The sequence below is a fragment of the Actinoplanes sp. NPDC051470 genome, from assembly GCF_040682035.1.
Taxonomy (GTDB): domain Bacteria; phylum Actinomycetota; class Actinomycetes; order Mycobacteriales; family Micromonosporaceae; genus Actinoplanes.
Window position 1 is genome coordinate 52819 of the sequence record NZ_JBFBAA010000027.1, and the last position, 25105, is coordinate 77923.

A 25105-nucleotide genomic window follows, 5' to 3' on the forward strand; every position below is an offset into this window, starting at 1 on the left:
GGTGGCCGCAGTGTTACGCGTGAGTTTCGCCCCTGTCAATGCCTGGCCGGGTGTATGCGGGCAAAACGGGCGCTCATCTCGCTACTTGGAAAGCGCTCTCCGAGTGTCGGGAGTGGCCCGTCGGAGGCCGCATCCCCGGCCGGGGGTTAGATTCAGCGGGTGGGTGACCTGTTCGGTGCGGCCGGTGCGCTGCGTGAGCTCTACGCCGGCACCGATTGGGCGGCCACCTCGCTGGGTCCGGTCGAGTCGTGGAGCCCCACACTGACCACCACCCTGCGGACGACGTTCCACACCCGGTTCCCGGTGGCGCTGTTCTGGGGGCCGGAGTTCGCGCTGCTCTACAACGAGGCGTACGCGCCGATGATCGCGGACAAGCACCCGGCCGCCCTCGGCACCCCGGCGCGCGGCGTCTTCCCGGAGATCTGGGAGACCATCGGGCCGATGCTGGAGGCGGCGGCCAAGGGCGGCGACGGCACCTGGGTCGAGAACCTGCGGCTGCTCATGAACCGGCAGGGCTTCCTCGAGGAGACCTACTTCACCTTCTCCTACTCGGCCGTGACCAGCCCGGCCGGGCAGGTCGAAGGGGTCATGGACATCGCCGCCGAGACCACCGCCCAGGTGATCGGCACACGCCGGCTGCACCTGCTGCGCCGGCTCGGCGACGCCCTGGCCGGGGCCGAGCGCCGGGCCGACCTGATCGACCGAGCCCTGCCGGTGCTCCGCTCGGCCGAGAGTGATCTCGCCTCGGTCGTGCTGATGGTCCCGGCCTCCGACGAGCCGGCCACCACCTTCGAACCGCTGACCGCGCCGCCCGACATGCTCACCGTCCTGCCCGACGACACCGGCGCCAGCGTGCACTTCCGGCTGGCCGACCCGGCCGCCGGCGACGACGACAGCGTGCTGATCGCCCGGCTCAGCCCCCACCTGACCATGGACGACGCCTACCTGGGCTTCATCCGGCTGCTCGGCCGGACACTGACCCAGGCGCTGGGCCGGATCCGGGCCCGGCACACCGACCGGCTGCTGGTCTCGATGGAGCGGGCGATGTCCGAGGCGCTCCAGCAGAGCCTGCTCACCCAGCCCGCGCAGCCCGACCACACCCAGGTCGCCGTGCGCTACCTGTCGTCGATCGCCCAGGCGCACATCGGCGGCGACTGGTACGACGCCTTCCAGCTGCCCGACGGCACGCTCACCGTGGCCGTCGGCGACGTCTCCGGCCACGATCGGTCGGCCGCGGTGGCGATGGCCCAGATCCGCAACGTGCTGCGCGGGATCGCCTTCACCGTGCGTACGCCGCCGTCCCGGATCCTCACCGACCTCGGCGCGGCCATGGCCGGGCTGCCGGTCCACGCGTTCGCCAGCGTCGTGCTCGCGCAGATCGAGGTCGGTGCGGGCGTGCGGACCCTGCGCTGGTCGAACGCCGGCCACCCGCCGCCGGCCCTGCTGGGTCCCGACGGGAGCGTCCGGCTGCTGGAGACGCCGGGGGAAACCCTTCTGGGGGTACGCGCGGGCGTCGCACGCACCGACCACACGATCGCCCTGGAACCGGGCGCGGCGGTCGTCTTCTACACCGACGGGCTCATCGAACGGCGCCGCGCCGACCTGGACGAACGGCTGCGCCACCTGGCCGTCGCGCTGACCGACCGGCAGCACCTGGACGCCGAGCAGCTCTGCGACCACCTGCTCGAATCCTTCTCCGGCGACGCCGAGGACGACATCGCCATCACGGTCGTCAAGGCGGTGTCGGCGTAGCTCCGGCCGGAACGGGTACTGATTGGGCATGGATCCGCTCCGGTTGACCTTCGCGCACAGTGCCGACTGTGCGTCCCTCCGGAGCGAAGCACGGCTCGTCCTCGGTCAGTGGCACAGCTCCGACCTGGTCGACGACGCCCTGCTGGTGATCACCGAACTGGTCGAGAACGTCGTGCAGCACACCGGCGACGGCGGCCGGCTGACCATGCGCCGCCACCACGACGCGGTCCGCATCGAGGTGGCCGACAGCAGCCCCGAGCTGCCGCGCGTCTTCGGCCCCGACCCGCGCCGCATCGGCGGCCGCGGGCTGCTCCTGGTCGCCGCGCTGACCCGCGAGTGGGGAACCCACCACCAGGACAACGGCAAGGTCGTCTGGGCCGACATCCCGGTCTCCCGCCACCCGTAGAGCGAGTCTCATGCTCCGCGTCCGGCATGTGCGCCCGGCTTGGAGAGAAAGAACGTTCGGGTTTGATCTGGTTTGATCTGCGGCTTCAGCCGCGGAACCAGGCACGGACCTGGAGCCCGCGGGAGCATGCGGTCTGGACCACGACGGACGTGGGAAAATCCAGATCTTGAACTGGTTCTTGAATTTCGGTCCCGAATTCTTGTCGGCGCGATGTCGAGACCACCCCGCCCGCTCCGACCACGGGTGACGGAACAACGAAGGGACTGCGATGAAGTACATGCTGATGATGTTCGGTGACAGCTCGACGATGATGGAGGATCACGACACCCAGTGGGTGCGCGACATGATCCAGTTCATGGAGAGCTTCAACCAGGAGGTCAACGCCTCCGGTGAGTGGGTCTTCGCCGAAGGGCTCGCCGACCCCACCACGGCCAAGACACTGAGCCTGAGCGACGGGCAGGTGGTGGTCACCGACGGGCCGTTCGCCGAGGCCAAGGAGTCGCTCGCCGGGTTCTGGATCTGGGACGTCAAGGACGAGGCCCGCGCGATCGAGCTGGCGTCGAAGATCCTGCCGTGGGCGCAGCGGGTCGAGCTGCGTGAGGTCCCGGCGGGGCCGCCCGAGGTCTGAGCGCGTGGAGATCGAAACGACGCTGCGCGAGCTGGCGCCCCAGGTCCTGGGTGCGCTGGCCCGGCGGTACGGGCAGTTCGACGCGGCCGAGGACGCGATGCAGGAGGCGCTGCTCGCCGCGGCCACCCAGTGGCCGGTCGAGGGGATGCCCGGCAACCCGCGGTCGTGGCTGCTCGCGGTGGCCGGGCGCCGGCTGGTCGACGAGTTCCGCAGCGAGTCGGCCCGGCGCAAGCGGGAGGAGAACGAGTTCCTGCTGCAGCCGCCGCCGGCTCCCGGTGACCAGGTCAGCGCCACGGATGACACGCTCACGCTGCTGTTCCTCTGCTGCCACCCGTCGCTGTCGCCGCCCTCGCAGCTGGCGCTGACCCTGCGGGCGGTCGGTGGTCTCAGCACGGCCGAGATCGCCAAGGCGTTCCTGGTGCCCGAGGCGACGATGGCCCAGCGGATCAGCCGGGCCAAGGCCACGATCAGGAAGAGCGGGCTGGGGTTCGAGATGCCGCCGGCCGGCGAGCGCGCCGAGCGGCTGCGGGTCGTGCGGCAGACGCTCTACCTGGTGTTCAACGAGGGCTACACGACCAGCGGCGGGCCCGACCTCAAGCGGGACGACCTGACCGTGGAGGCGATCCGGATCACCCGGATGTTGCGCTCGCTGACCCCGGACGACGTGGAGACCGGCGGGCTGCTCGCGTTGATGCTGCTCACCGACGCGCGGCGGGACGCGCGAACCGACGCCCAGGGCGCGCTGGTGCCGCTGCACGAGCAGAACCGTTCGGTGTGGGACGCGGCGCAGATCGCCGAGGGGGTGGCGCTGGTCTCGGCCTGCCTGGGCAAAGGGCCGGTGGGGCCCTATCAGCTCCAGGCCGCGATCGCCGCCCTGCACGACGAGGCGGCGACCGCGGACGACACCGACTGGCCCCAGATCCTCGCCCTCTACGAAGTGATCGAGCGGCTCGCCCCGGGACCGATCGTCACGCTGAACAAGGCGGTCGCGATGGGCTGGGCGCGCGGGCCGCTGGCCGGGCTGGCGGTCCTCGGCTCGGTCGACGGCGACGAGCGGCTGTCGGGCAACCACCGGGTCGACGCGGTGCGGGCCCACCTGCTGGAACGGGCCGGCGACCGGGCCGGCGCCCACGACGCCTACGTGCGGGCCGCCGCGCTCACCACCAGCGTCCCCGAGCAGCGGTACCTCACGCTGCGCGCATCTCTTACAACGCCCGAACACGGAGAACCGGCAAGATAGGTGCCGTGACGGAAAAGGGGCTCGTGCTGGTCGTCGAGGACGAGCGGCCGATCGCCGACCTGGTCCGGCTCTACCTGGCCCGGGAGGGCTTCGGCGTGCACGTCGAGCACGACGGCACGGCCGGGCTGGCCGCCGCCCGCCGGGTGCGCCCGGTCGCGGCCATCCTCGACATCGCGCTGCCCGGGCTGGAGGGCACCGAGATCTGCCGGCGGATGCGGGCCGACGGCGACTGGACGCCGGTCATCTTCCTCACCGCCCGCGACGACGAGGTCGATCGGATCCTCGGGCTCGAGCTGGGCGCCGACGACTACGTGACCAAGCCGTTCAGCCCGCGCGAGCTGGTCGCCCGGGTCAAGGCGCTGCTGCGGCGCGCGGCCGGTCCGGACCAGGGCGAGCGGGTACGCACGCTCGGCCCGCTCACCCTCGACCCCGGCCGGCGTCTCGTCACCGTCGAAGGCGCGCCGCTGTCCCTCACCCCGACCGAGTTCGACCTGCTCGGGCACCTGCTCGGGCGGCCCGGCCGGGTGTTCACCCGGGAGGAGCTACTGGCCTCGGTGTGGGGCTACGCGTCGCACGCCGGCACCCGGACCGTGGACGTGCACGTCGCCCAGGTGCGGGCCAAGCTGGGCGGGGCGGCCGGGCTGATCCGCACCGTACGCGGGGTCGGCTACACCGCCGATGTTTAACGTCTTCCGCACGCTCACCGCCCGGGTCGTGCTGGTCACGGCCGCGACCGCGGTGATCGCCGTGATCATCACCGCGCTGGTCGCCGTGCCCCTGGCCGTCAACGCGGTGAACCGGCAGGCCCGCGCCGAGCTGAACGAGCGGGCCGGCCTGGCCGTCGAGCTGCTCCCGGTCCGCCCGGCCGCCCGCGAGCGCATCGTGCGCGACCTGCGCCGCGACGGCATCTCGGTCTACCTGATCCGGCGCGGCGTCGTCGACACGCCCGGCCTGCCCCAACGGATCGTCCAGCTCGTGTCCGAGGGCGACGAGGTCGACACCCGCGGCCGGGTCGGCGGCCGGGCCGTGTTCATCGTCGGCCGCCCGATCACCGGCCAGAGCAGCGGCGTCATCCTCACCAAGCCGGTCGCCTCGGGCGTCGCCGGCGGCCTGCTCGGCGCGGTGTGGTTCCCGCTCGCCGCCGGCCTGCTCGGTGGCCTGCTGGCGGGCGCGCTGCTGGCCCGGCTGACCGTCCGCCCGATCCGCCGCGCCGCCGTCGCCGCCGGTCACCTCTCGGCCGGCGACCGCTCGGTCCGCCTGGTCACCGAGGGCCCGGCCGAGGCCGCCGAGCTGGCCACGGCGTTCAACCGGCTGGCCAGCGCGCTCCAGATCAGCGAGGGCCGCGAGCGCGACTTCCTGCTCAGCGTCTCGCACGAGCTTCGAACACCCCTTTCCACCATCCGCGGGTACGCCGAAGCGCTCGCCGACGGTGTCGTCGGCGCGGACGGCGCCCCCAAGGCCGGCGCGACCATGCTCGCCGAGGCCGACCGCCTGGACCGCCTGATCTCCGACCTGCTCGTGCTGTCCCGCCTGGAGGCGGCCGACCTCCCGCTGGACATCGTCGAGGTGGACCTGACCGACCTGATCCGTACGGCCGGCGAGGCGTGGGCGCCGCGCTGCCTCCCCGACGGCCCCGCCCTGCGCACCGAACTGCCCGCCCACCCCGTGCTGGTGAGCACCGACCCGGGCCGCATCCGCCAGGTGGTCGACGGCCTGTGCGAGAACGCGCTGCGCGCCGTGCCCCAGGGCGCCCCGCTGATCCTGGCCGTGCGGGCCACTCCGGCCGGCGGCGTCATCGAGGTGCGCGACGGCGGTCCCGGCTTCACCGACGAGGACCTCGCGGTGGCCTTCCAGCGCGGCGCCCTGCACCAGCGCTACCGGGGGATCCGCAAGGTCGGCAGCGGCCTCGGGCTGGCCCTGGCCTCGCGGCTGGTCGGACGCCTGGGCGGCACGATCACCGCGGGTCACGCCCCCGAGGGCGGCGCCCAGTTCACCGTGACCCTCCCGCAGCTCCCTTACGGAACCCGAACATTGCCCTGACCCGGCCTTCGCCGTCCGGGCGGAGAGTTGTCGGCATGACTCGCACCCGCTTTGCTCTGAGCACACCCACGCATCACCGCCGCCGCGCGGCGCTGACCGCGACCGCGCTCGGGCTCGCCGCCGTGCTCGGCCTGTCTGCCTGTGCCGCCGGGCCGGCCCCGAGCGCCGCTCCCGCCGCGGTCGCGGACTCCCTCGACGCCTCACTGGGTGACGAGGTCGCCGCCCTCGAGGCCGTCGGCTACCAGACCGAGCTCGCGCCCGACCCGTCGCCGTCCTCGTCGGCGGCGGCGCCGGACCGCAAGGCGAAGCGCCAGGAGCGCCGGGTCGCCGCCCGCAAGTTCCTGCGCAAGAACACCCTGCACGGCGAGATGACGGTGCAGGGCAAGGACGGCGTGAAGACCGTCGTGGTGCAGCGCGGCACGGTCACCGCCACCGACGGCAAGACCCTGACCGTCAAGTCGACCGACGGCTTCACGCTGACCTGGACCGTGGCCTCCGACCTGCGGGTCGTCCAGGACCGCGCGAAGGCCGACGCGAGCGCGATCAAGAACGGCGGCACGGTCGGCGTGGCCGGCGCCAAGGACGGTTCGGCCACCACGGCGCGGCTGGTGGCCATCGGCTAGCCCCCTGAGCTACCACCGTTCCCAACGGTGGTAGCTCAGCGCGGCGTTTGGGGCTCGGATGCCGCCCTGAGCTACCACCGTTGTGGGCGGTGGTGGGTCGGGGCGGTGTTTGGGGCTCGGATGGCGGGCGGGGCTACCACTGGGTGGGGTGACCGACTGGGAGGCTGGGCCGTTGCCGCGGACCGGCCTCCCAGGTCGGCGTCCTACTGCAGGAACGCGCCGAGCGGCGAGAGCAGCAGCTTGCCCAGCGACGCCGCGGTGTCGTCGAGCCGCTCGCGCTCCCTGGCCGTCGCGCCCAGGTCGTGCCGGCAGGCCCAGAGCTTCTGCGCGTTGCGCCAGGCGACGTTGCGGGTGTATTCCACCACCTCGCCCTGCCACCAGTCGTCGAGGTCGCCGTTCATGGTGTCGAGCAGGAGCTGCCACTTCTCCAGGTAGCCGCGGCGCAGCTCGGGGATGGCCTCGGCGAAGATGTCGTTGATCTGCAGGTAGTCGCGGTGTTGCGCGCTCTCGTCGACCGGGTCGGAACCGATGTGGTCGAAGGTGGTGACCAGCGCGAAGGCCAGGTCGAAGTTGATGTGCGCGTTGACACCGGCGGCGGCCGACGGCAGCGGGCGGGAGTCGGGCCCGGCGATCCGTGCGAACAGGATGTGCCACACCTTGGGGCAGACGGTGTTGCCGAAGCTGAAGCTGCGCAGCGCGTCGAAGTAGCGGGCCGCGAACTCGACGTCGAGCCGGGACAGGAACTGTGGATCCTCGAAGCTTCCCTCGTAGAGCCGTTCCAGCACGCTGCTCGTGATGCGCAGGTAGAGCCGGTTGAAATCGGCCAGCGGGTTGCTGTTCAGCAGCGGCGGGACCCGCTCCAGGACGTCCTGCAGCTTGGTGAGCTGGTCGACCACCGCGGGCACGTCCTCGGGATGACGTGTCAGCAGGGCGCACATGTCCTGATGCGCAGGTCCCCAGACCGACTCGGTCATCGGATCCTCCAAAGAAGTAAGGCCCCCCAGCACCGACCGGCGTCGGCAAGACGCCGGTCGGTGCTCCCCCGTGGCTCGAAGCCTTCCACCGGGTACGTACGCAGGGATCGGTAGAACTACCTATATCCGGGTCAGGCCGCGCGGTTCTCGAGGAACACCCGGCTGGCCTGGACCCGGGTGCGTACCTGCAACTTGTCGAAGATGTGGCCGACGTGGACGCCGACCGTGCGTTCGCTGATGAACAGCCGCTGGCCGATCTCGCGGTTGGTGAGGCCCTCGGCGACCGCGCTGAGCACCTCACGCTCACGACCGGTGAGCGCGGACAACTTGTCGCCGGGCGGCTCAGGGGCGGCCGGGGCCGGGGTCTCCGGGTCGTCGGCCAGCGGGATGCGGGCCCGGCCGGCCACCGCGGCGACCTCGGCCCCGAGCGGCTTGGCGCCCATCGACTGGGTGGTGGTCCACGCCGCGCGCAACGCGGCCGTGGCGGCGGCCCGCCGCCGGTGGTGCAGCAGCGCCTCGGCCTGGCGCAGCCGTGAGTAGGCCGCGGGATAGGGGTGGTTGCGCTTGTCCCAGACGGCGGCCGCGCGCCCCCACACGGCCGGGTCGTGCTGGTCGTGGATGCGGCTCAGCTCGGCCGCGCAGAGGTCGAGGTAGCCGTCGATCACCGCGCGGACCGGCGGCGCGGCCTTGTCGACGCCCTTGGCCATGCGGTCGACGACCACGGTCAGCCGGCGGATGGCGCCGTGGTCGACCGGCATCTCGCCGCCGCAGTGGGCCTCGGCCTCGGCGCGCAGGCCGTGCCAGGCCAGCACCCCGAGCAGGACCAGGTCGTCGGAGCGGGTCTCGGTCAGGCCGCGCTGCACGGCGGCCCGGGCCTCGTCGTGCCGGCCCAGCCACATCGCCCGGCCGGCCCGGAGGGTGAGCATCGGCAGCACGTGCCGGGCGCCGCCGCCGGCCAGCACGGTCGCGACCGCGTCGAGGTCGCGCTCGGCCGCCTCGACGTCGCCGAAGCCCACCCACAACCGGCACCGGGCCAGCAGGATCTCGACCGCGTCGGCGCCGGACGGCCGCCGGCGCATGGCCGCGTCGAGCATCCGGTCGGCCTCGGCCCACTGACCGACCCGGAACAGCCCGTTGGCCGCGATGGCCAGCAGCCGGAGTTGATAGGAGCGGCCGACGCCCAGGTCGGCCAGCCGCTGCGCGCCGCGCCGGGCGACCAGCACGCCCTCTTCCAGCGAGTTCAGCGGGCCGGTGAGCAGCTCGGCCAGGTGGAGATAGGCGCAGCCCAGGTCGTCGGGGTGACCGGACTCCTCGGCGATCGCCACCGCCTGCCGGATCACGGCCAGGCCGGCGTCGGGGTCGGCCCGGAACGCCTGGCTGAAGCCGAGCGCGGCCGACGCGCGGACCCGATCGGCGGTGGACCCCTCGACCTGCTCGGCCAGCTCGAGCGCCTCGCGCGCCCGCGCCCCGGCGTCGGCATAACGGCCCAGGTGGAGCAGCAGCTCGGCCAGGTGGGCGGCGGCGGTGACCTTCTCGGCCGGGGTGCAGCCGGAGACCGCCAGCGCCGCCCGGAACTCGGTCTCGGCGGTGGCCGAACGCCCGGCCGCGGCCAGGTAGCGGGCCCGGCGCAGGTGGATCTCGCAGGCGCCCGGTCCGTCGGGACGGGCGGCCAGCTCTTCCAGCCGGGCCAGCGCGCGCTGGTGTTCGCCGTTGTGGTGGGCCGACTCGGCGGCGTGCCCGAGCAGCTCGGTGCGGCCGGCGTCGTCGTCGGCGGTCAGCTCGAGGGCCAGTGACCAGTGCCGGTGGGCCTCGGCGAAGCCGTAGAGCGACTCGGCCGCCCGGGCCGCGGCCACCACCGAGGGCAGCGCGCGCTCGGGCTCGCCGGCCCGCTGCCAGTGGTGGGCGAGGCGGGCGTGGTCGCCGCCGCCGGACAGCGCCTCGGCGTACCGCCGGTGGAGCCCGGCCCGCTCGACCGGCAGCACCTCGCGCTCGAGGATCTCGGCGACCAGCCGGTGGCGGAGCCGGTAGCCGTCGTTGGCGCTGGTCACGATGCGGTGGGACACGGCGGCCCGGACCGCGTCGATGAGCTCGTCGCCGGCCACCGGCACCACGCCGGAGAGCAGTTCGTGGGGCACCGGCTCGACCCCGGCGGCCACCGCCCGGACCACGTCGTGAGCCGCCCGGGGCAGCTCGTCGACCCGGGCCAGGAAGATCTCGCGGAGCGTGTCGGACAGCTCGACCCGGCCGTCGCGCAGGTCGCGGGCCAGTTCCTCGGCCACGAACGGGTTGCCGCCGCTGCGCTTGAACACCCGGTCGGCGTCCTCGGCGGGCACGGCGGCGCCGGCGATCGCGGTGACCAGTTCCTGCGTACCCATGCGGTCCAAGGGGTTGAGATCGACCACCCGCACCGACCGCAACCGGCGCAGCTCGGCCAGCACCCGGCGCAGCGGATGGGTGCCCTGGAGCGACTCGGCGCGCACCGCGGCCAGCACCGACAGCCGGACCTCGCCCAGCCCGGCCAGCAGGTAGAGCAGCAGCTGGCGGGTGCTGCGGTCGGCCCATTGCAGGTCGTCGAGGATGAGCAGCAGGCGGCGGTCGCCGGCCACCTCGCGCAGGGCCCGGGAGACCCGGTCGAGCAGGGCGCCGGCGTCGGGACCCTCGGTGGCGAAGCCCGGATCTTCCCGGCGCAGCGCGGCCAGCACCGGGTGGAGCGGGGACGCGTCGCCGATGTCGAGGCAGGCGCCGGTCAGCACGGCCGTGCGGGACGGGGTCGCCTTGGCCGCAACCTCGCGCAGCAGCCGGCTCTTGCCCACCCCGCTCTCGCCGGTGACGAAGACCGCCGCGGTGCCGCCCGGACCGACATCGGCCAGGTCACGACAGATCTCGTCCAGCGTCTCGGCGCGCCCGACAAGGGGCGTGTCGTCCGGTTCGCTGGTCATGCACGGGAGCCTAAACCGGATCCCCCTACCACCTACTCGTCGGTTCAGGCTGATCTGCGTCACAAAAATTACCGCCGGTTTGTGTATCACGAGCATCTAAGTAGTTCTGCCGATCCGGGACCCTGGGGCTTCCTGCGAATCTTCAGTCTCACCAGCGCCGATCCAGGGAGCGTGGGAGATGGCCGTCATGGCAGGCGTACGCCGGCAGACCGTGTCCGTCCTGTTCGTCGACATCGTCGGATTCACGACGCTGGTCGACGAGCTCGACTGCGCGGATGTCCGGGCGCTGCAGATGGACTACTTCGCCCAGGTGTCGGCGGTGGTCCGCGAGCACGGCGGGATCGTCGAGAAGTACGTCGGCGACGCCGTGATGGCGGTGTTCGGCCTGTCGTCGCGGCGTCCGGAGGGGGGCGCCGCGGCGGCGGTCGGCTGCGGCTTGGCGATTCAGGAGGCGCTTTCGGGTGTACGCCTGGCCGGCCGGCACGAGATCAGCACGCGGGCCGGTGTCGCCACCGGCGAGGTCATGGTCGACGTGGCCGCGGCCCAGGACGGCGGCTTCGGCATGGTCAGCGGGAGCGTGGTCACCACGGCGGCCCGGCTCCAGGCGTACGCGCCGCACGACACCGTGGTGGTGGACGGCCAGACCCAGTCCTACTCGCACGCCGCGGTCGCCTACCAGGAGTTGCCGCCGGCCGTGCTGACCGGCCGCGCCCGCCCGGTCGATCTCTTCCGGGCCCTCCCGCTGGACGCTCGAACGTGTGTTCTAGCTCACCAGCCGTGACCTTTGTCCCGTTTGTCAGGCGACGTGCGGTTCCCCATCCGGCTCGTCGGCGCGAACTCGTCAGCCCGCCCCGGTAGGCTCGCCGCGACCTGATAGCGAACCAGCCGAGCGGGGAGTAACACACCGTGACCGCGCAACCCGAGATCTTGTACGGCGCCGACGACCTCACGCATCTCGAGGGCCTCGACGCTGTCCGCAAGCGCCCGGGCATGTACATCGGCTCGACCGACAGCCGCGGTGTCAACCACCTGGCCAACGAGATCATCGACAACTGCACCGACGAGGGCGTCGGCGGCCACGCCACCAACGTCGCGGTCTGGCTGCACGCCGACGGCTCGGTGCAGATCGACGACGACGGCCGGGGCATCCCGACGGCGATCAACACCAAGAGCGGCCTCAACGGCGTCGAGCTGGTGCTGACCCGGCTGCACGCCGGCGGCAAGTTCGGCGGCTCGGGCTACAAGACCTCCGGCGGCCTGCACGGCGTCGGCGCCTCGGCCGTGAACGCCCTCTCGCTGCGCTTCGACGTCACGGTCAAACGCGACGGCAAGGTCCACGCGCTCTCCTTCCAGCGCGGGGTGCCCGGCGTCTTCGACGGCGACGGCCCCAAGGCCCGCTTCACCCCCGAGTCGGGGCTGCGGGTGGTGCGCAAGATGAAGCGCGGCGAGGCCGGCGGAACCTCGATCAGATACTGGTACGACGCCCGGTTCTTCGAGACCGGCGCGCGGCTCGACGTCGACGTGGTCCGGGCCAAGCTGCGCAACACCGCGTTCCTGGTGCCCGGCGTGGCCTACACGCTGCGCGACGACACCGCCGAGGAACCGGTCACCGAGACGTTCCACTTCCCCCACGGCCTCACCGACATGGTCGAGTTCCTGAGCCCGCCGGCCGACAAGCCGGTGTCCCAGATCCTGGTCGTGACCGGCGAGGGGACCTACAAGGAGAACGCCGCCGACGAGAACGGCGTGATGCAGTCCAACGTGGTCCGGCGGGCCGAGATCGAGATCGCCTTCCGCTGGGGTACGGGCTACGACCGTACCGTCGAGTGCTTCACCAACACGATCCACAACGTGCACGGCGGCACCCACCGCAAGGGCTTCGAGCGCGCGCTGGTCCGCGCCCTCTCCGACGCCGTCCGCAACACCCGCGGCCTGCTCAAGCCCAAGGAAGAGGCGCCGGTCCTCGACGACTACCTCGAGGGCATGACCGCGGTCATCCACGTCCGGGTGCCCGAGCCCCAGTTCACCTCGCAGACCAAGGACGAGCTGTCCACCGCCGGCCTCACCCGGGTGCTCCAGGGCCTGGTCGAACAACACCTGAAGGAGTACGTCGACGGCCGGCGCACCAAGTCCGAGGCGCGGACCGTGCTGCAGAAGGTGGTCGACGCCGCCCGGGTCCGGCTGACCCAGAAACAGCAGAAGGACGCGGCCCGCCGCAAGACCGCCCTCGAGGGCGCGTCGATGCCGCCCAAGCTGGTCGACTGCCGCAGCACCGGCATCGCCCGCAGCGAGCTCTACATCGTCGAGGGCGACAGCGCGCTGGGCACGGCCCGGATGGCGCGCAGCTCCGAATACCAGGCGCTGCTGCCGATCCGCGGCAAGATCCTGAACGTCCAGAAGGCCAGCCTCCAGCAGGTCCTCGACAACCAGGAGTGCTCGGCCATCGTGCAGGTGCTCGGCGCCGGCTCGGGCCGCACGTTCGACCTGCCCGCGATGCGCTACGGCCGGGTCATGATCATGGCCGACGCCGATGTCGACGGGTCACACATCCGCACCCTGCTGATCACGCTCTTCGCCAAGTACATGCGGCCGGTCGTCGAGCAGGGCCGGCTCTTCGCCGCCATGCCGCCACTGCACAAGGTGGTCACCAAGGGCCGCAACAGCGAGACGCTCTACACGTACACCCAGCAGGAGATGGAGTCGACCGTCACCCGCCTGGAGAAATCCGGCAAGCAGGTGCAGAAGCCGGTGCCCCGGTTCAAGGGCCTGGGCGAGATGGACGCCGACGAGCTGTGGGACACCACGATGAACCCGGCCACCCGGACCGTCCGGCGGATCACGCTGAACGACGCCGAGCAGGCCGAGGCCACGCTCGAACTGCTGATGGGCGAGCGGGTGGAACCGCGCAAGAACTGGTTGATCGAGGCCGCCGGCCGGATCGACCAGGAGACGATCGACGCCTGAGGGGGCAAGGTTCATGGCACGCCGCAAGAACGAGTCGCAGCGGGTGGACCTGTCGGCCTTCGACCAGGCAGGCGCCCACGTCATCGACAACTCCGTCACCACCGAGGTGGAAGACTCCTACCTGGAGTACGCCTACTCGGTCATCCACTCGCGCGCCCTGCCCGACGCGCGCGACGGCCTCAAGCCGGTCCACCGGCGCATCCTCTGGTCGATGACCGAACAGGGCCACCGCCCCGACCGCCCGTACGTGAAGTCGGCCCGCGTCGTCGGCGACGTGATGGGCCGCTACCACCCCCACGGCAACCTGGCCATCTACGACGCCATGGTCCGCCTGGCCCAGGACTTCTCCCTGAACGCGCCCCTGATCGACGGGCACGGTAACTTCGGGAGCCCAGACGATGGCCCGGCCGCCGAACGCTACACCGAATCGCGGATGTCGCGTGAGGCGATGTTGCTGGTCGGGGAGCTGGGCGAGGGCACGGTCGACTTCAAGCCCAACTACGACGGCTCCGAGCTGGAGCCCAAGGTGTTGCCCGCGGCGTTCCCGAACCTGCTGGTCAACGGCACGTCGGGGATCGCGGTCGGGATGGCCACGAACATGATTCCGCACAACCTGGGTGAGGTGGTCGCGGCGGCGCGTCATCTGATCACGCGGCCCGAGGCGGATCTCGACGAGATCATGCGGATCGTGCCGGGGCCCGATCTGCCGACCGGCGGGCAGCTGCTCGGGCTCGACGAGGTTCGGCGGGCGTACGAGACCGGGCGCGGTGTGGTCCGGATGCGGGCGCGGGCCGTTACCGGGCCGCTGGAGGGCGGGCGTGGGCGGCAGGCCGTCACGGTCACCGAGCTGCCGTACGGGGTGGGCACCGAGAAGATCATCGAGGCGATCACCGACGAGGTGAAGGGCAAGCTGATCGTCTCCGGGCCGCGGAAGGGCCAGCGTCAGGCCGCGCGGCTGCAGGGGATCGCCGACGTGAAGGACCTGACCGACCGCGAGCACGGCACCCGCCTGGTGATCGAGTGCAAGGTCGGCGTCAACCCGCAGGCGCTGCTCGCCGACCTCTACCGGCTCACCCCGCTGGAGAGCTCGTTCGGCATCAACAACCTGGTGCTGGTGGACGGGCAGCCGCGGACGCTCGGGCTCAAGGAACTGCTGGAGGTCTTCCTCAAGCATCGGTACGACGTGGTCACCCGGCGGACCCAACATCGGCGGACCAAGCGGCAGGACCGGCTGCACCTGGTCGACGGCCTGCTGATCGCGCTGATCGACATCGACCGGGTGGTCGCCATCATCCGGGCCAGCGACGACGCGGCCGCGGCCAAGGCGTCGCTGATGAGCGAGTTCGGGCTGAGCGACATCCAGGCGACGTACATCCTGGACACCCCGCTGCGGCGGCTGACCCGGTTCGACCGGATCGACCTGGAGACCGAGCAGGAGCGGCTGCGCGGCGAGATCGCCGAGCTGAGCCGGATCCTCGACGACGACGCGGTGCTCAAGGGTGTCGTCTCCGACGAGCTGGCCGAGGTGGCGTCCGAGTTCGGTGGCCCCCGGCGGACCACGCTGATCGACGGCGACCTCAAGGAGGTGCTGGCCGCGTCGGTGCCGGCCGGCCCGCTCGAGGTGGCCGACGACCCGTGCCAGGTGATCCTGTCGGTGACCGGGCTGATCGCGCGGACCGCGGCCGAGAGCGAGGAGTCGGCCGAGGGCCGGCGCCGCTCCGGCCGGGTCAAGCACGACGCGGTCCGTTCGGTGGTGCACTCCACCGCCCGCGGCCGGGTGCTGCTGGTGACCAACCGGGGCCGGGCGTTCAAGGTGGACGTGCTGCCGCTGCCGGTGCTGCCCGAGCAGTCCGGCACGGTGTCGGTGCGCGGTGGTATGTCGGTGTCCGAGCTGATCCCGCTGGACAAGGGCGAGAAGGTGATCGGCCTGTCGCCGCTGGCCGGTGAGGGCTCCCCGGGGCTGGCGCTGGGCACCCGGCTCGGCGTCGTGAAGGTGTGCTCGCCCGAGTGGCCGGTGCGGTCGGACGAGTTCGAGGTGATCACGCTCAAGGACGGCGACGAGGTGCTCCAGGCGACGTGGCTCGCCGACGGGGCCGAGTCGCTGGTGTTCGTCACCTCCGACGCCTCGCTGCTGCGGTTCCCGGCCAAGCTGGTCCGCCCGCAGGGCCTCAAGGGCGGCGGCATGGCCGGCGTCAACCTCGGCGCCGACGTCGAGGCCCTCTCGTTCAACGTGATCACCACCTCCGGCACCGAGCACGGCGAGCCGATGGTGGTCACCTCCACCGGCACCCAGGTGAAGGTGACGCCGTTCGCGATCTACCCGGCCAAGGGGCGCGCCACCGGCGGGGTGCGGGCGCAACGCTTCCTCAAGGGCGAGACGCGCCTGACGGTGGCCTGGGTCGGCCCGCGGCCGGTCGGCGCCTCCGCCACCGGCGACCCGGTGGCCCTGCCCGACGCCGACAACCGCCGCGACGGCTCGGGCGAGGCGGTGCTGATGGGCCCGCAGATCATCGGCCACCACATCGAGCGCGACTAGGTTTCACCGGGCATTCATGGCGATCATCATCTGCCCTCCCTAGGTTGGGCGCATGACTCGACGTGTACTCGCTGTTCTGCTCGCGGTCTGCGCGGCGGTGGTCTTCGCGCCGCCGGCCGCGCAGGCCCACTGGGTCCGGCCGCTGGCGCAGGCCCACGCGCACAACGACTATGAGCACGAACGCCCGCTCTACGACGCGCTGGCCCACGGCTTCACCAGTGTGGAGGCGGACATCTACCTGGTGGGCGGCGAGCTGCTCGTCGCGCACGACCCCGAGGACGTGGTTCCCGGGCGTACCCTTCAGAGCCTTTATCTCGACCCGCTGGCCCGCCGCCGGCACGCCTATCCGATCCAGCTGCTGGTGGACATCAAGAACACCGGTGCGGCGACGTACACCGAGCTCGATCGCGTGCTGCGCTCGTACCGCCGGATGTTGACCACCTACCGCAACGGCCGCGTCCTCCCCGGCCGCGTGACCGTCGTGGTCAGCGGCGACCGGCCGCGCGAGCTGATGGCGGCGCAGACCACGCGGTACGCGTTCTACGACGGCCGCAGCGCCGACCTGAACTCGGGGGCGAAGGCGTCGTTCGTGCCGCTGATCAGCGACAACTGGACCACCCTGTTCGCCTGGCAGGGCAAGGGCCCGATCCCGCCGGCCGAGCGAGCCGAGCTGCGCTCGTTCATCCGCGACGCCCACGCCGACCGGCAGCGGGTCCGCTTCTGGGCCACGCCGGACGTCGCCGGGCCGGAGCGCACCGCCGTCTGGTGTGAGCTGGTGGCCGCCGACGTGGACCACATCAATACCGATGACCTGGCCGGCCTGGAGACCTTCCTGCGCCACCGGGCCCGCGCCTGCGCGGCCTGACGATCACCAGCCCCAGCCCGGCCTGGAATCGGGGAACTGGTCCATGTAGCGGATGCAGGCGTCGCGGAACGGCAGGTCGGTGGGGGAGACCTTGGTCCCGGCGATGACCTCGGCCGGGTCGTCCAGGCAGCCCGGGCGCCACACCGTGAGCTGGGTGGAGAAGTGGCCGCCGCCCACGGTGGCGGCGGCCAGCGCCAGGCCGACCGAGAGGGCCATCGCCACGCCGGTGCGCATCGGGTCGCAGCCTAGGCTCGGGTGCAGCCAGAGGTCGTCCTCGTCGTCGGTGAGGGCGGCCGGGTCGACGGGCTGGTCGAGCAGGCGGTGCATGATCACCCGGACCCGGTCGTCGAAGCCGGCCGGCCTGATCTCCCAGAAGTGGTCGCCGTCCTCGATCCGGTCCAGGCCACCGAGGACGGTCGACTCCTGCTCGGGGCGGAGGACCGGGCGCCTCGCCGTGTGGACGTCGGTCTCCACGAGCAGGTCGGGCATCCGCGTGACACCCAGCAGGGTGTGCATCGTGGTGCGGGTGGCGTCCAGGACGGCGGCCAGGGTCACCGCGGTGGGCAGGTTGCCGGAGGAGTCGACGGACACCGCGTCACGGTAGCCGCCTCCACCTGGCCGGACTCACCCATTTACCAGGTGGGGCGAAGGCGGCCGGGGACGGCGAGGGTGGCCAGGTCGGCGCGGAGGGCGGTCAGGCGGCGGTCGCCGATGCGGTCGGACCAGGAGCGCAGGATCTCGGCGGCGGCCTCGTCGGCGGCCCGGGTGCAACTCCAGCCCTTGTCGGTCAGCACGATCAGTTTGGCGCGGGCGTCGTCGGGGTGCGGACGCCGTTCCACGTAGCCCTTCGCGGTCAGTTCCTCGACCATCTGGCTGGCCGCCTGCTTGGTGACGTCGAGGTGCCGGGCCAGCTCGACGACCGTGGCGCCGCCGTCCGAGATCAGCGTGAAAGCGAAGCCGTGGGCCGGGCGCACGTCGGTGAAACCCCGGGCGCGTACGCCCGCGTCGATGCTGTCGACCAGGCCGCGGGCGGCGCTGAGCAGGAGGTAGGGAAGGTCTGTGGTCACCGGTGCAGTTTGACACGGCGGTCAAGCTGCTTGACTATGTGGTCAAGGAGGTTGACTACATGGCGATTCTGAAGGAGGGCGATGCGGTTGCGCATCGCATGCACGGAGCGGTCTTTCATTCGTACGCCGCGCCGGCGCGCGGAAGCGCGGAACTCTGCGCGTGGCGGCTGGAGGTCGAGGCCGGGGTGACCGGAATGCCCCACCGGGTCAGCCGGGAGGAGGTGTTCCTGCTGCTGTCCGGGACGGTGACCGTCACGCTGGACGGAACGCCGGAGGTTCTCGCGCCCGGTGACGTGGCGGTCGTGCCGGCCGGCGCGTCGGTGTCGGTGGACAACCACGGTGATGGCCCGGCCGCGGTGTGGGTGACCACGAGCGTCGGTCTGGAGGCGACGACCGGCGACGGCGCGGTGATTCGTCCACCCTGGACACAGTGACGAAATGACACCGGTGACGCGGGAAGTCTGGAACCGTTCAGATCGAGCCGCCCGGATCCGCAGTGGACGCCTAAGTCACTCTTATCTCTGGCTTAAGCCAAGCTGCTGACCTGAACGGATGGTTAGCGTGAGTGGTCACTCGCTCCTGGAAGGTTCTCCCGTTGTCGCCCTGCCGTACGGATGCCGCACATCCCGGTCCGGCCCGGCCCCGATCGCGACGACCCGCGGCTCGGCCGCGGCGCCGGCCGCGTCGGCCCGGTCGTCCCCACGGCGGTCGCGCGACCTGAGATCTGGCGGGGTGAGGAACGCGCCCATGGCACCGGCGTGGCTCGTCACTCCGCCTGGGTGGGCAGGCGGGCGGCTGGGGCGCCGCCCGGAGGGTCACCTTCGGTGATACGGCCGCCCGGCTCAGGCCGGGCGGCCGGCGTCACATTTGTACAAACTGTTGCCGGCGCCGCCCCCGCCCCCACCCCGTTACTGGGTGGGCGCAAATGTAGCGAGTGGCGCCGACGAAAATGGGGGCGTTGTCCACAGGTCAGATGATGGAGCGTTGTCCACAGGTCACTTGCTGGGCTCGGGGACGTCGCAGTCGATCTTCGGGTTGACGCCGAGCCAGTTGAGCGGGCCGGCCACCACGGTGACCACAACCGTGCCGGCCTTGGCACAGCTCGCGTCACCGCTGTCGTTGAAGTAGCCGCGGGCGTACGCGGCGACGCCGCCCAGGATCAGCCAGATCAGGATGATCACGCCACCTATGCTTCCGAACCGCATCGGGTCTCCTCGGTCGTGGGGATGGACCGCGAGTTACCCCGTAAGCATCGATCTCTAAACGGCCGGGCGCACCGCCTGCAACGTGTACGTGTGCGGAAGCCGCTCCGGCCGGGCCGCCACCTGGAACTCGCCGCCCGGCAACTGCCGCATCCGGCCGCCGAGCCCGTCCCACGGGACGGTGGTGTGCTCGGTCAGCCCGGTGATGGTCAGGCCGGCGTCGAGCAGCGCCGTCACGATCTCGCCGAGGCCGTGGTTCCACTCGTGCGTGGTGTTGTGCTCGAAGTCGGTGTCGGTGTGCACGTACGTGCCGGGCTCGTCGAACACCGTCGGCTCGTCGAGCTCGAAGTACGGGTGGTCGAGCACGAGCAGGTCGTCGGCGCGTTCCCACTCGAGCGACCACAGCACCGGGTGCCCCTCGCGCATGAAGAACCGGCCGCCGGGCTTGAGCAGGCGGGCCACCGTCTCGCCCCAGCGGGTGATGTCGGGCAGCCAGCACAGCGCGCCGATGCCGGTGTAGGCGAGGTCGAACCGGCCGGCGCCGAGCACGTCGGGGGCGGCGTACACATCCGCCTCGACGAAGGTGATGTCGGCGCCCGCGACCGAAGCCAGGGCGCGCGCCTGGTCGAGCGACTTGGGCGAGAAGTCGAGTCCGGTCATCGTGGCGCCGAGCCGGGCCAGCGACACGGTGTCGGTGCCGATGTGGCATTGCAGGTGGACGCCGCGGAGGCCGGTGACGTCGCCGAGCAGCGGGCGGTCGAAGCGGACCACGTCGCTCAGGAAGCCGGGGTCGGAGGCGAACGCCGCCACGTTGTAGTCGCTGGAGGCGGCGTGCGCGGCGGCCCGGTCGTCCCAGTTCGCCCGGTTCACGTCACGGTAGTCAGTCACTGAGCCTGCCTTAGGTATGCACTTCTGGCCCTCGCCTGCGAGGCCGTCCGTCGCTGAAGGTGGGTGCCGCTCGGTGCAGTCGTTCATACCGGGAAGACCGTACCCGGGCGACAGCGCCCGAAGGCATAGCGTTAGATGGCGGGCGAAGGGCGATGAACAGGGGAGATGCAGTGGATAGCAGGCGGACTACGGTGCGTGATGTCAGGCGCGCGAATCGCTCCAGCCTGCTCACCGACCTGTTCCATGGCGGCCGGCAGAGCCGTCAGCAACTCGGCGACACCACCGCGCTGAGCCAGGCCAGCGTGAGCAACCTGGTCGGCGAGATGATCGAGGAGGGGCTGGTCGAGGAGGCCGGCCTGGTCGGCTCGGACGGTGGCCGGCCACGGGCGCTGCTGCGGGTCGCGCCCGGCTACGGGTACGTCGTGGGCGCCGATCTGGGCGAGACCCGGGTCTCGGTCGAGCTGTACGACCTGGCCATGTCCCGGCTCGGCTCGGCCGTCTACCCGCTGGCCGATCCGTCCGACCACCAGCGCGCGACCCGGCTGCTGATGCAGGGGCTGTCCGACACCTCCGCGCAGGCCGGCATCGACCCGGGCGAGGTGATCGGCTACGGCGTCGGGGTGATCGGCGTGGTCGACCGCGCCGGCCTGGTCCATTCGCAGACCACGTCCTGGGACGCGGTGCCGCTGGGCGAGGTGCTGGGCGCGGCGACCGGCCTGCCGGTGTTCGTGGAGAACGGCGCGAAGACGGTCGGCCAGGCCGAGATGTGGTTCGGCGCCGGCCGCGGGGCCCGGCACGCGGTGATCGTGATGATCGGCCGCGGCGTCGGCGCGGCGGTGGTCCGGGACGGGCGCGGGCAGGGCCGCCCCGATTCGGGCGCGGGGGAGTGGGGCCACACCATGCTGGTGTACGAGGGACTGCCCTGCCGCTGCGGCGCCCGCGGCTGCCTGGAGGCGTACATCGGGTCGGACGGGGTCAGCGCCCGCCTGGCCGAGGCCATGGGTGTCGAGTACGACCCGCGGCTGCTGGCCCGCACCCTGACCGGTGAGCTGCCGGCGGCGGCGGCCACGGTCGTCGCCGAGACGGTCGGCTATCTCGGCGCGGGGATCTCGAACCTGGTCAACCTGTTCAGCCCCGAGCGGATCGTGCTGGGCGGGCCGATCGGCGCGGCGCTGGGCGAGCGGTTCCTGCCGGAGATCCGGGCGTCCGCCGCGGAACACAGTCTGCGGCAACCGTATTCGACCACCCGCATCGACGTCTGCCAGCTCGGGCCGGACGCGGTCGCGATGGGCGCGGCCACCCTGCCGCTGGCCCGGCTGCTCGCCGACGGCGGCATGGCCGTGACCGACTCGCACACCGTGGTGTCCCGGGCCGCGCACCGCCGGCAGATCAGCCGTATCCGAAGCTGAAAGGGGCCGCGGCAAGCCGCGGCCCCTTCGAAAAACGAGCTCAGCGGTACTGGGCGATGGTGTCCCGGTACCAGAGAGCGCTCTGTTTCGGCGTGCGCTTCAGGGTGTCGTAGTCGACGTGCACGATGCCGAACCGCTTGTCGTAGCCGTACGCCCACTCGAAGTTGTCCATCAGCGACCAGGCGAAGTAGCCGCGGATGTCCGCGCCCTGGGCCCGGGCCTCGGCCACCGCGGCCAGGTGGTCGGCGAAGTAGGCGGTGCGGTCGTCGTCGGACACGTACCCCTGCTCGTCGGCCGTGTCGTCGAACGCCGCGCCGTTCTCGGTGATGACCAGCGGCAGCCCGGGGTAGTCCCGGTGCAGCCGGACGAGCAGCTGGGTGAGGCGTTCCGGCGTGACCGGCCAGTCCATCGCGGTGCGGGCGGTGCCCGGGAACACCTGGCGGACCACCGGGTTGCCGGTGTCGTCGTGCGTCCGGCCCTGCTCGTCGACGCCGCTGAAGTCCTGCCCGAAGTAGAAGTTCACGCCCAGCACCTCGAACGGCGTGGCGATGACCTCCATGTCGCCGTCCTCGATCGGCAGCGTGACGCCCTGCGCGGCCAGGTCGTCCACCATGTCCTGTGGGTAGTAGCCCTTGCGCAGCGGGTCGAGGTAGAGCCGCAGGCCCATCCCGTCGGCGCGGCGGGCGGCGTCCCGGTCGGCCTGGGTGTCCGCGGCCGGGTCAGCGGTGCCCATGTTGAGCGTGATGCCGTACCGGTGCGGGGTGGTCTCGGCCGCCCGCATCCGCTGGGTGGCCAGGCCGTGGCCGAGCAGCAGGTGGTGCACGGCGTCGATGGAGGCCTTGAAGTCCTTGCGGCCCGGGGCGTGCACGCCCACGTGGTAGCCCAGCCAGGCCGAGCACCACGGCTCGTTCAGCGTGGTGATGGTCTCGACCCGGTCGTGCAGCTTGTCGAACACCATCATCGCGTAGTCGGCGAAGCGGTAGGCGGTGTCCCGGTTGGGCCAGCCGCCGGCGTCCTCCAGCTCCTGCGGCAGGTCCCAGTGGTAGAGCGTCACCCAGGGCTTGATGCCCTCGCTGAGCAGCTCGTCGACCAGCCGGTCGTAGAAGGCCAGGCCGGCCGGGTTGACCGGGCCGCGGCCGTGCGGCTGGACCCGGGGCCAGGCCACCGAGAACCGGTACGAGTCCACGCCCAGGCTCTTGATCAGCGCCACGTCCTGCGGCATCCGGTGGTAGTGGTCGCAGGCGACGTCACCGGTGTCGCCGTCGTGCACCGCGCCCGGGACGCGGCTGAACGTGTCCCAGATGGACGGTGTGCGGCCGTCCTCGGCCACCGCGCCCTCGATCTGGTACGAGCTGGTGGCGACGCCCCACTCGAAAGTGGTCGGGAACGCGTCGCCGGGGAGGAGCAGAGTGGGGGTAGGGGCAGACTGGTTCATCGTTCTCCAGCGGAGGAAGCGGCTGAGGATGCTGCGGCGGGCGCGCCGACCGGCTTCACGTCGGGGTACAGGTGACACGCCACGGTGCGCGTGCCGCCGTCCGGGGTGGCCGGCCGGCCGAGTACCGGGATGTGCTCCGAGCAGGGGTCGAACGCTTTCGGGCAGCGGGGGTGGAAGGAGCAGCCGGACGGCATGCCCTTGAGGTCCGGCGGCGAGCCGGGGATGCCGGTCAGCTCCCGGCGGGGGCCGCGCAGGGCGGGGAACGAGCCGAGCAGCCCGTTGCTGTACGGGTGGAGCGAGTCCCGGTACAGCGTCGCGGCCGGCGCCTCCTCGACGATCCGTCCGCCGTACATGATGGCGATCCGGTTGGAGAACTCGACCAGCAGCGACAGGTCGTGGGTGATGAAGATGACCGAGAAGCCGAGGCGCTCACGCAGCTCGATCAGCTGACCCAGGATCTGCCGCTGCATCACCACGTCGAGGGCGGTGGTCGGCTCGTCCATGATGACCACCTGCGGCTGGAGGATCAGCGCCATGCCGATCATCACGCGCTGCCGCATGCCGCCGGAGAGCTGGTGCGGGTACGCCTCCATCCGGTCGGCCGAGATGCCGACCAGCTTGAGCATCTCCCGGCACCGCACGTTGCGGCTGTGCTGCGACATCTTCGGCTCGTGGGCCTGGAGCACGTCGTTGAGCTGGGTGGAGATCTTGTGCACCGGGTTCAGCGAGTTCATCGCGCCCTGGAACACGATCGCCGTCTCGGCCCACCGGAACTTGCGCAGGTTGGCATCCGAGAGGGCCAGGACGTCGTACGGCTCGCCCTTCTCCGGGTGGTAGATGACCTCGCCACCGGAGATCACCCCCGGCGGGGCGAGCAGGCGGGTCAGGCCGTAGGCCAGGGTCGACTTGCCGGAGCCGCTCTCGCCGGCCAGGCCGAGCACCTCGCCCTTGTGCAGGGTCAGGTTGACGTCCCGGACGGCCTGCACCGCCTGGTCGCCCAGGCCGTAGTCGACGTTGAGGTTCCTGATCTCGAGCACGGGGTCGTTGCTCATGACGACTGCCCCTCTTTTTTCAACACGGGGGTAGCCCCGTTCAGGTTGATCGGCAGCGGGCGCGCCTGCGTGCGCGGGGCGGCCGTGTGGGCCAGGACCGGCGTGAAGCCGACGCGCATGCGTACGGTGTGGCCGTCCGCCGTCTTGATCTTGGTTTTGCCCGCGCTGCGGAGCCGGGGGCTGACGAACTCGTCGATGCCGAAGTTGATCAGCGACAGCGCGGTGCCGAGGAACGCGATGGCCAGACCGGCCGGCACGAACCACCACCACGCGCCCTGTGACAGCGCCTGCTGGCTCTGCGCCCAGAACAGGATCTCGCCCCAGTTCCAGTTGGAGATGCCGCCGATGCCGATGAAGGCCAGGGTGATCTCGGTGCTCACCGCGAAGATCACGGTGCCGACGAAGCCGGACGCGATGATCGCCGACAGGTTGGGCAGGATCTCGAAGAAGATCACCCGGAACGTGCTCTCCCCGGACGCGCGGGCGGCCTCGACGTAGTCGCGTTTGCGCAACGACAGCGTCTGGGCCCGAAGCACCCGGGCGCCCCAGGCCCACGCGGTCAGGCCGATGGTGAGCGCCACGATCGTGGAGCCGGCGTTCTCGAAGGTGGACGCCACGATGATGATCAGCGGCAGCGCCGGGATCACCAGGAAGACGTTGGACAGTGCGGACAGCGTGTCGTCCCAGCCGCCGCCGAGGTAGCCGGCGCTGACGCCGACCACCACCGAGACGATGGTCGCGGCGATGCCCGCGGCCAGGCCGACCACCATCACGCCGCGGGTGCCGACCAGCAACTGGCTCAGCACGTCCTGGCCCAGGTGGGTGGTGCCCAGCCAGTGCGCCCCCGACGGCGGCGCGACCAGGTCTTTGCCGCGCTCGTTCGGGTCGAACGGCGCGATCCACGGCCCGATGATCGCGAAGAGCAGGTAGATGCCCATGATCACCAGGCCGGTGGTGGCCTTGGCGTTGGCCAGGAAGCGGAACCGCTGCCGCTTGGCCTTGGTCGGCTTGGGGTCCGTCGGCTGCGCCATCGCGCCCTGGCCCGGAATCACCTGGTCGATGCTCGAGGTGGGAATGCTCATCGC

Annotated in this window: 22 protein-coding genes; 13 read left to right on the forward strand and 9 right to left on the reverse strand. The window is 71.7% G+C overall.

Annotation, left to right across the window (positions count from 1 at the left end; translation table 11 throughout):
- Positions 1-159 precede the first annotated feature (159 nt).
- The 7 genes from AB0M54_RS35545 to AB0M54_RS35575 all read left to right on the forward strand — a co-directional run bounded on the left by AB0M54_RS35545 (position 160) and on the right by AB0M54_RS35575 (position 6689).
- Positions 160-1752 (forward strand): PP2C family protein-serine/threonine phosphatase, encoded by a 1593-nt coding sequence (locus tag AB0M54_RS35545; RefSeq protein ID WP_364476207.1) that lies wholly within the window; start codon positions 160-162, stop codon positions 1750-1752.
- Between the two features lie 28 nt (positions 1753-1780).
- Positions 1781-2158 (forward strand): ATP-binding protein, encoded by a 378-nt coding sequence (locus tag AB0M54_RS35550; protein ID WP_364476209.1) that lies wholly within the window; start codon positions 1781-1783, stop codon positions 2156-2158.
- 268 nt (positions 2159-2426) lie between these two features.
- On the forward strand, positions 2427-2786 hold the full coding sequence (locus AB0M54_RS35555; protein ID WP_364476211.1) for a YciI family protein: 360 nt from the start codon (positions 2427-2429) through the stop codon (positions 2784-2786).
- A 10-nt stretch (positions 2787-2796) separates the two neighbouring features.
- Positions 2797-4026 (forward strand): sigma-70 family RNA polymerase sigma factor, encoded by a 1230-nt coding sequence (locus AB0M54_RS35560; RefSeq protein WP_364328908.1) that lies wholly within the window; start codon positions 2797-2799, stop codon positions 4024-4026.
- 5 nt (positions 4027-4031) lie between these two features.
- Positions 4032-4712, forward strand: coding sequence for a response regulator transcription factor (locus tag AB0M54_RS35565; protein ID WP_364328425.1), 681 nt, complete (start codon positions 4032-4034; stop codon positions 4710-4712).
- On the forward strand, positions 4705-6066 hold the full coding sequence (locus AB0M54_RS35570) for an ATP-binding protein (protein WP_364328422.1): 1362 nt from the start codon (positions 4705-4707) through the stop codon (positions 6064-6066). Before AB0M54_RS35565 ends, AB0M54_RS35570 begins: the two co-directional genes overlap by 8 nt.
- 35 nt (positions 6067-6101) lie before the next feature.
- Complete coding sequence (locus tag AB0M54_RS35575) at positions 6102-6689, forward strand: hypothetical protein (protein ID WP_364476213.1); 588 nt, start codon at positions 6102-6104, stop codon at positions 6687-6689.
- Between the two features lie 203 nt (positions 6690-6892).
- On the opposite strand, the gene AB0M54_RS35580 is transcribed toward AB0M54_RS35575, so the two are convergent.
- Both AB0M54_RS35580 and AB0M54_RS35585 read right to left on the reverse strand, forming a co-directional pair.
- A complete protein-coding gene (locus tag AB0M54_RS35580) occupies positions 6893-7663 on the reverse strand; it encodes a DUF5995 family protein (protein ID WP_364331836.1) in 771 nt (256 codons plus the stop codon).
- 131 nt (positions 7664-7794) lie between these two features.
- Entirely contained in the window at positions 7795-10602 is a 2808-nt protein-coding gene (locus tag AB0M54_RS35585) for an AAA family ATPase (RefSeq protein ID WP_364476215.1), read from the reverse strand.
- Positions 10603-10780: 178 nt separating this feature from the next.
- Here AB0M54_RS35585 and AB0M54_RS35590 point away from each other — a divergent pair, with 178 nt between their 5' ends.
- The 4 genes from AB0M54_RS35590 to AB0M54_RS35605 all read left to right on the forward strand — a co-directional run bounded on the left by AB0M54_RS35590 (position 10781) and on the right by AB0M54_RS35605 (position 16967).
- A complete protein-coding gene (locus AB0M54_RS35590) occupies positions 10781-11383 on the forward strand; it encodes an adenylate/guanylate cyclase domain-containing protein (RefSeq protein ID WP_364331842.1) in 603 nt (200 codons plus the stop codon).
- A gap of 125 nt (positions 11384-11508) precedes the next feature.
- Entirely contained in the window at positions 11509-13566 is a 2058-nt protein-coding gene (locus AB0M54_RS35595) for a DNA topoisomerase IV subunit B (protein WP_364331845.1), read from the forward strand.
- A 13-nt stretch (positions 13567-13579) separates the two neighbouring features.
- Entirely contained in the window at positions 13580-16102 is a 2523-nt protein-coding gene (locus AB0M54_RS35600) for a DNA topoisomerase IV subunit A (RefSeq protein WP_364476217.1), read from the forward strand.
- 52 nt (positions 16103-16154) lie between these two features.
- Entirely contained in the window at positions 16155-16967 is an 813-nt protein-coding gene (locus tag AB0M54_RS35605; RefSeq protein WP_364331851.1) for a phosphatidylinositol-specific phospholipase C/glycerophosphodiester phosphodiesterase family protein, read from the forward strand.
- A gap of 3 nt (positions 16968-16970) precedes the next feature.
- Here AB0M54_RS35605 and AB0M54_RS35610 read toward each other — a convergent pair whose 3' ends face one another.
- Positions 16971-17558: a hypothetical protein gene (locus tag AB0M54_RS35610; RefSeq protein WP_364476219.1), complete on the reverse strand. Its 588-nt coding sequence runs from the start codon at positions 17556-17558 to the stop codon at positions 16971-16973.
- Positions 17559-17599: 41 nt separating this feature from the next.
- Positions 17600-18034, reverse strand: coding sequence for a MarR family transcriptional regulator (locus AB0M54_RS35615; protein WP_364331857.1), 435 nt, complete (start codon positions 18032-18034; stop codon positions 17600-17602).
- 2 nt (positions 18035-18036) lie between these two features.
- On the opposite strand from AB0M54_RS35615, the gene AB0M54_RS35620 reads away from it, so the two are divergent.
- Entirely contained in the window at positions 18037-18468 is a 432-nt protein-coding gene (locus tag AB0M54_RS35620) for a cupin domain-containing protein (RefSeq protein WP_364476221.1), read from the forward strand.
- Positions 18469-19029: 561 nt separating this feature from the next.
- On the opposite strand, the gene AB0M54_RS35625 is transcribed toward AB0M54_RS35620, so the two are convergent.
- On the reverse strand, positions 19030-19239 hold the full coding sequence (locus AB0M54_RS35625; protein WP_364331863.1) for a hypothetical protein: 210 nt from the start codon (positions 19237-19239) through the stop codon (positions 19030-19032).
- Between the two features lie 54 nt (positions 19240-19293).
- Positions 19294-20124 carry a class I SAM-dependent methyltransferase gene (locus AB0M54_RS35630; protein WP_364476223.1) on the reverse strand — a complete coding sequence of 277 codons (831 nt, stop codon included), beginning with the start codon at positions 20122-20124 and terminating at the stop codon, positions 19294-19296.
- 191 nt (positions 20125-20315) lie between these two features.
- Between AB0M54_RS35630 and AB0M54_RS35635 the strand changes: the two genes are divergently transcribed.
- On the forward strand, positions 20316-21533 hold the full coding sequence (locus tag AB0M54_RS35635) for an ROK family protein (protein WP_364331868.1): 1218 nt from the start codon (positions 20316-20318) through the stop codon (positions 21531-21533).
- A 40-nt stretch (positions 21534-21573) separates the two neighbouring features.
- Here the strand turns inward: AB0M54_RS35635 and AB0M54_RS35640 are convergent, their stop codons facing one another.
- From AB0M54_RS35640 to AB0M54_RS35650, 3 genes are read right to left on the reverse strand one after another with little or no spacing between them, the layout of a single operon-like run.
- Positions 21574-22968: a GH1 family beta-glucosidase gene (locus AB0M54_RS35640; protein WP_364331870.1), complete on the reverse strand. Its 1395-nt coding sequence runs from the start codon at positions 22966-22968 to the stop codon at positions 21574-21576.
- Positions 22965-24020 (reverse strand): ABC transporter ATP-binding protein, encoded by a 1056-nt coding sequence (locus AB0M54_RS35645; protein ID WP_364476225.1) that lies wholly within the window; start codon positions 24018-24020, stop codon positions 22965-22967. Before AB0M54_RS35645 ends, AB0M54_RS35640 begins: the two co-directional genes overlap by 4 nt.
- Entirely contained in the window at positions 24017-25102 is a 1086-nt protein-coding gene (locus AB0M54_RS35650; RefSeq protein WP_364331875.1) for an ABC transporter permease, read from the reverse strand. The genes AB0M54_RS35645 and AB0M54_RS35650 overlap by 4 nt, the downstream gene beginning before the upstream one ends.
- Positions 25103-25105: the final 3 nt, after the last annotated feature.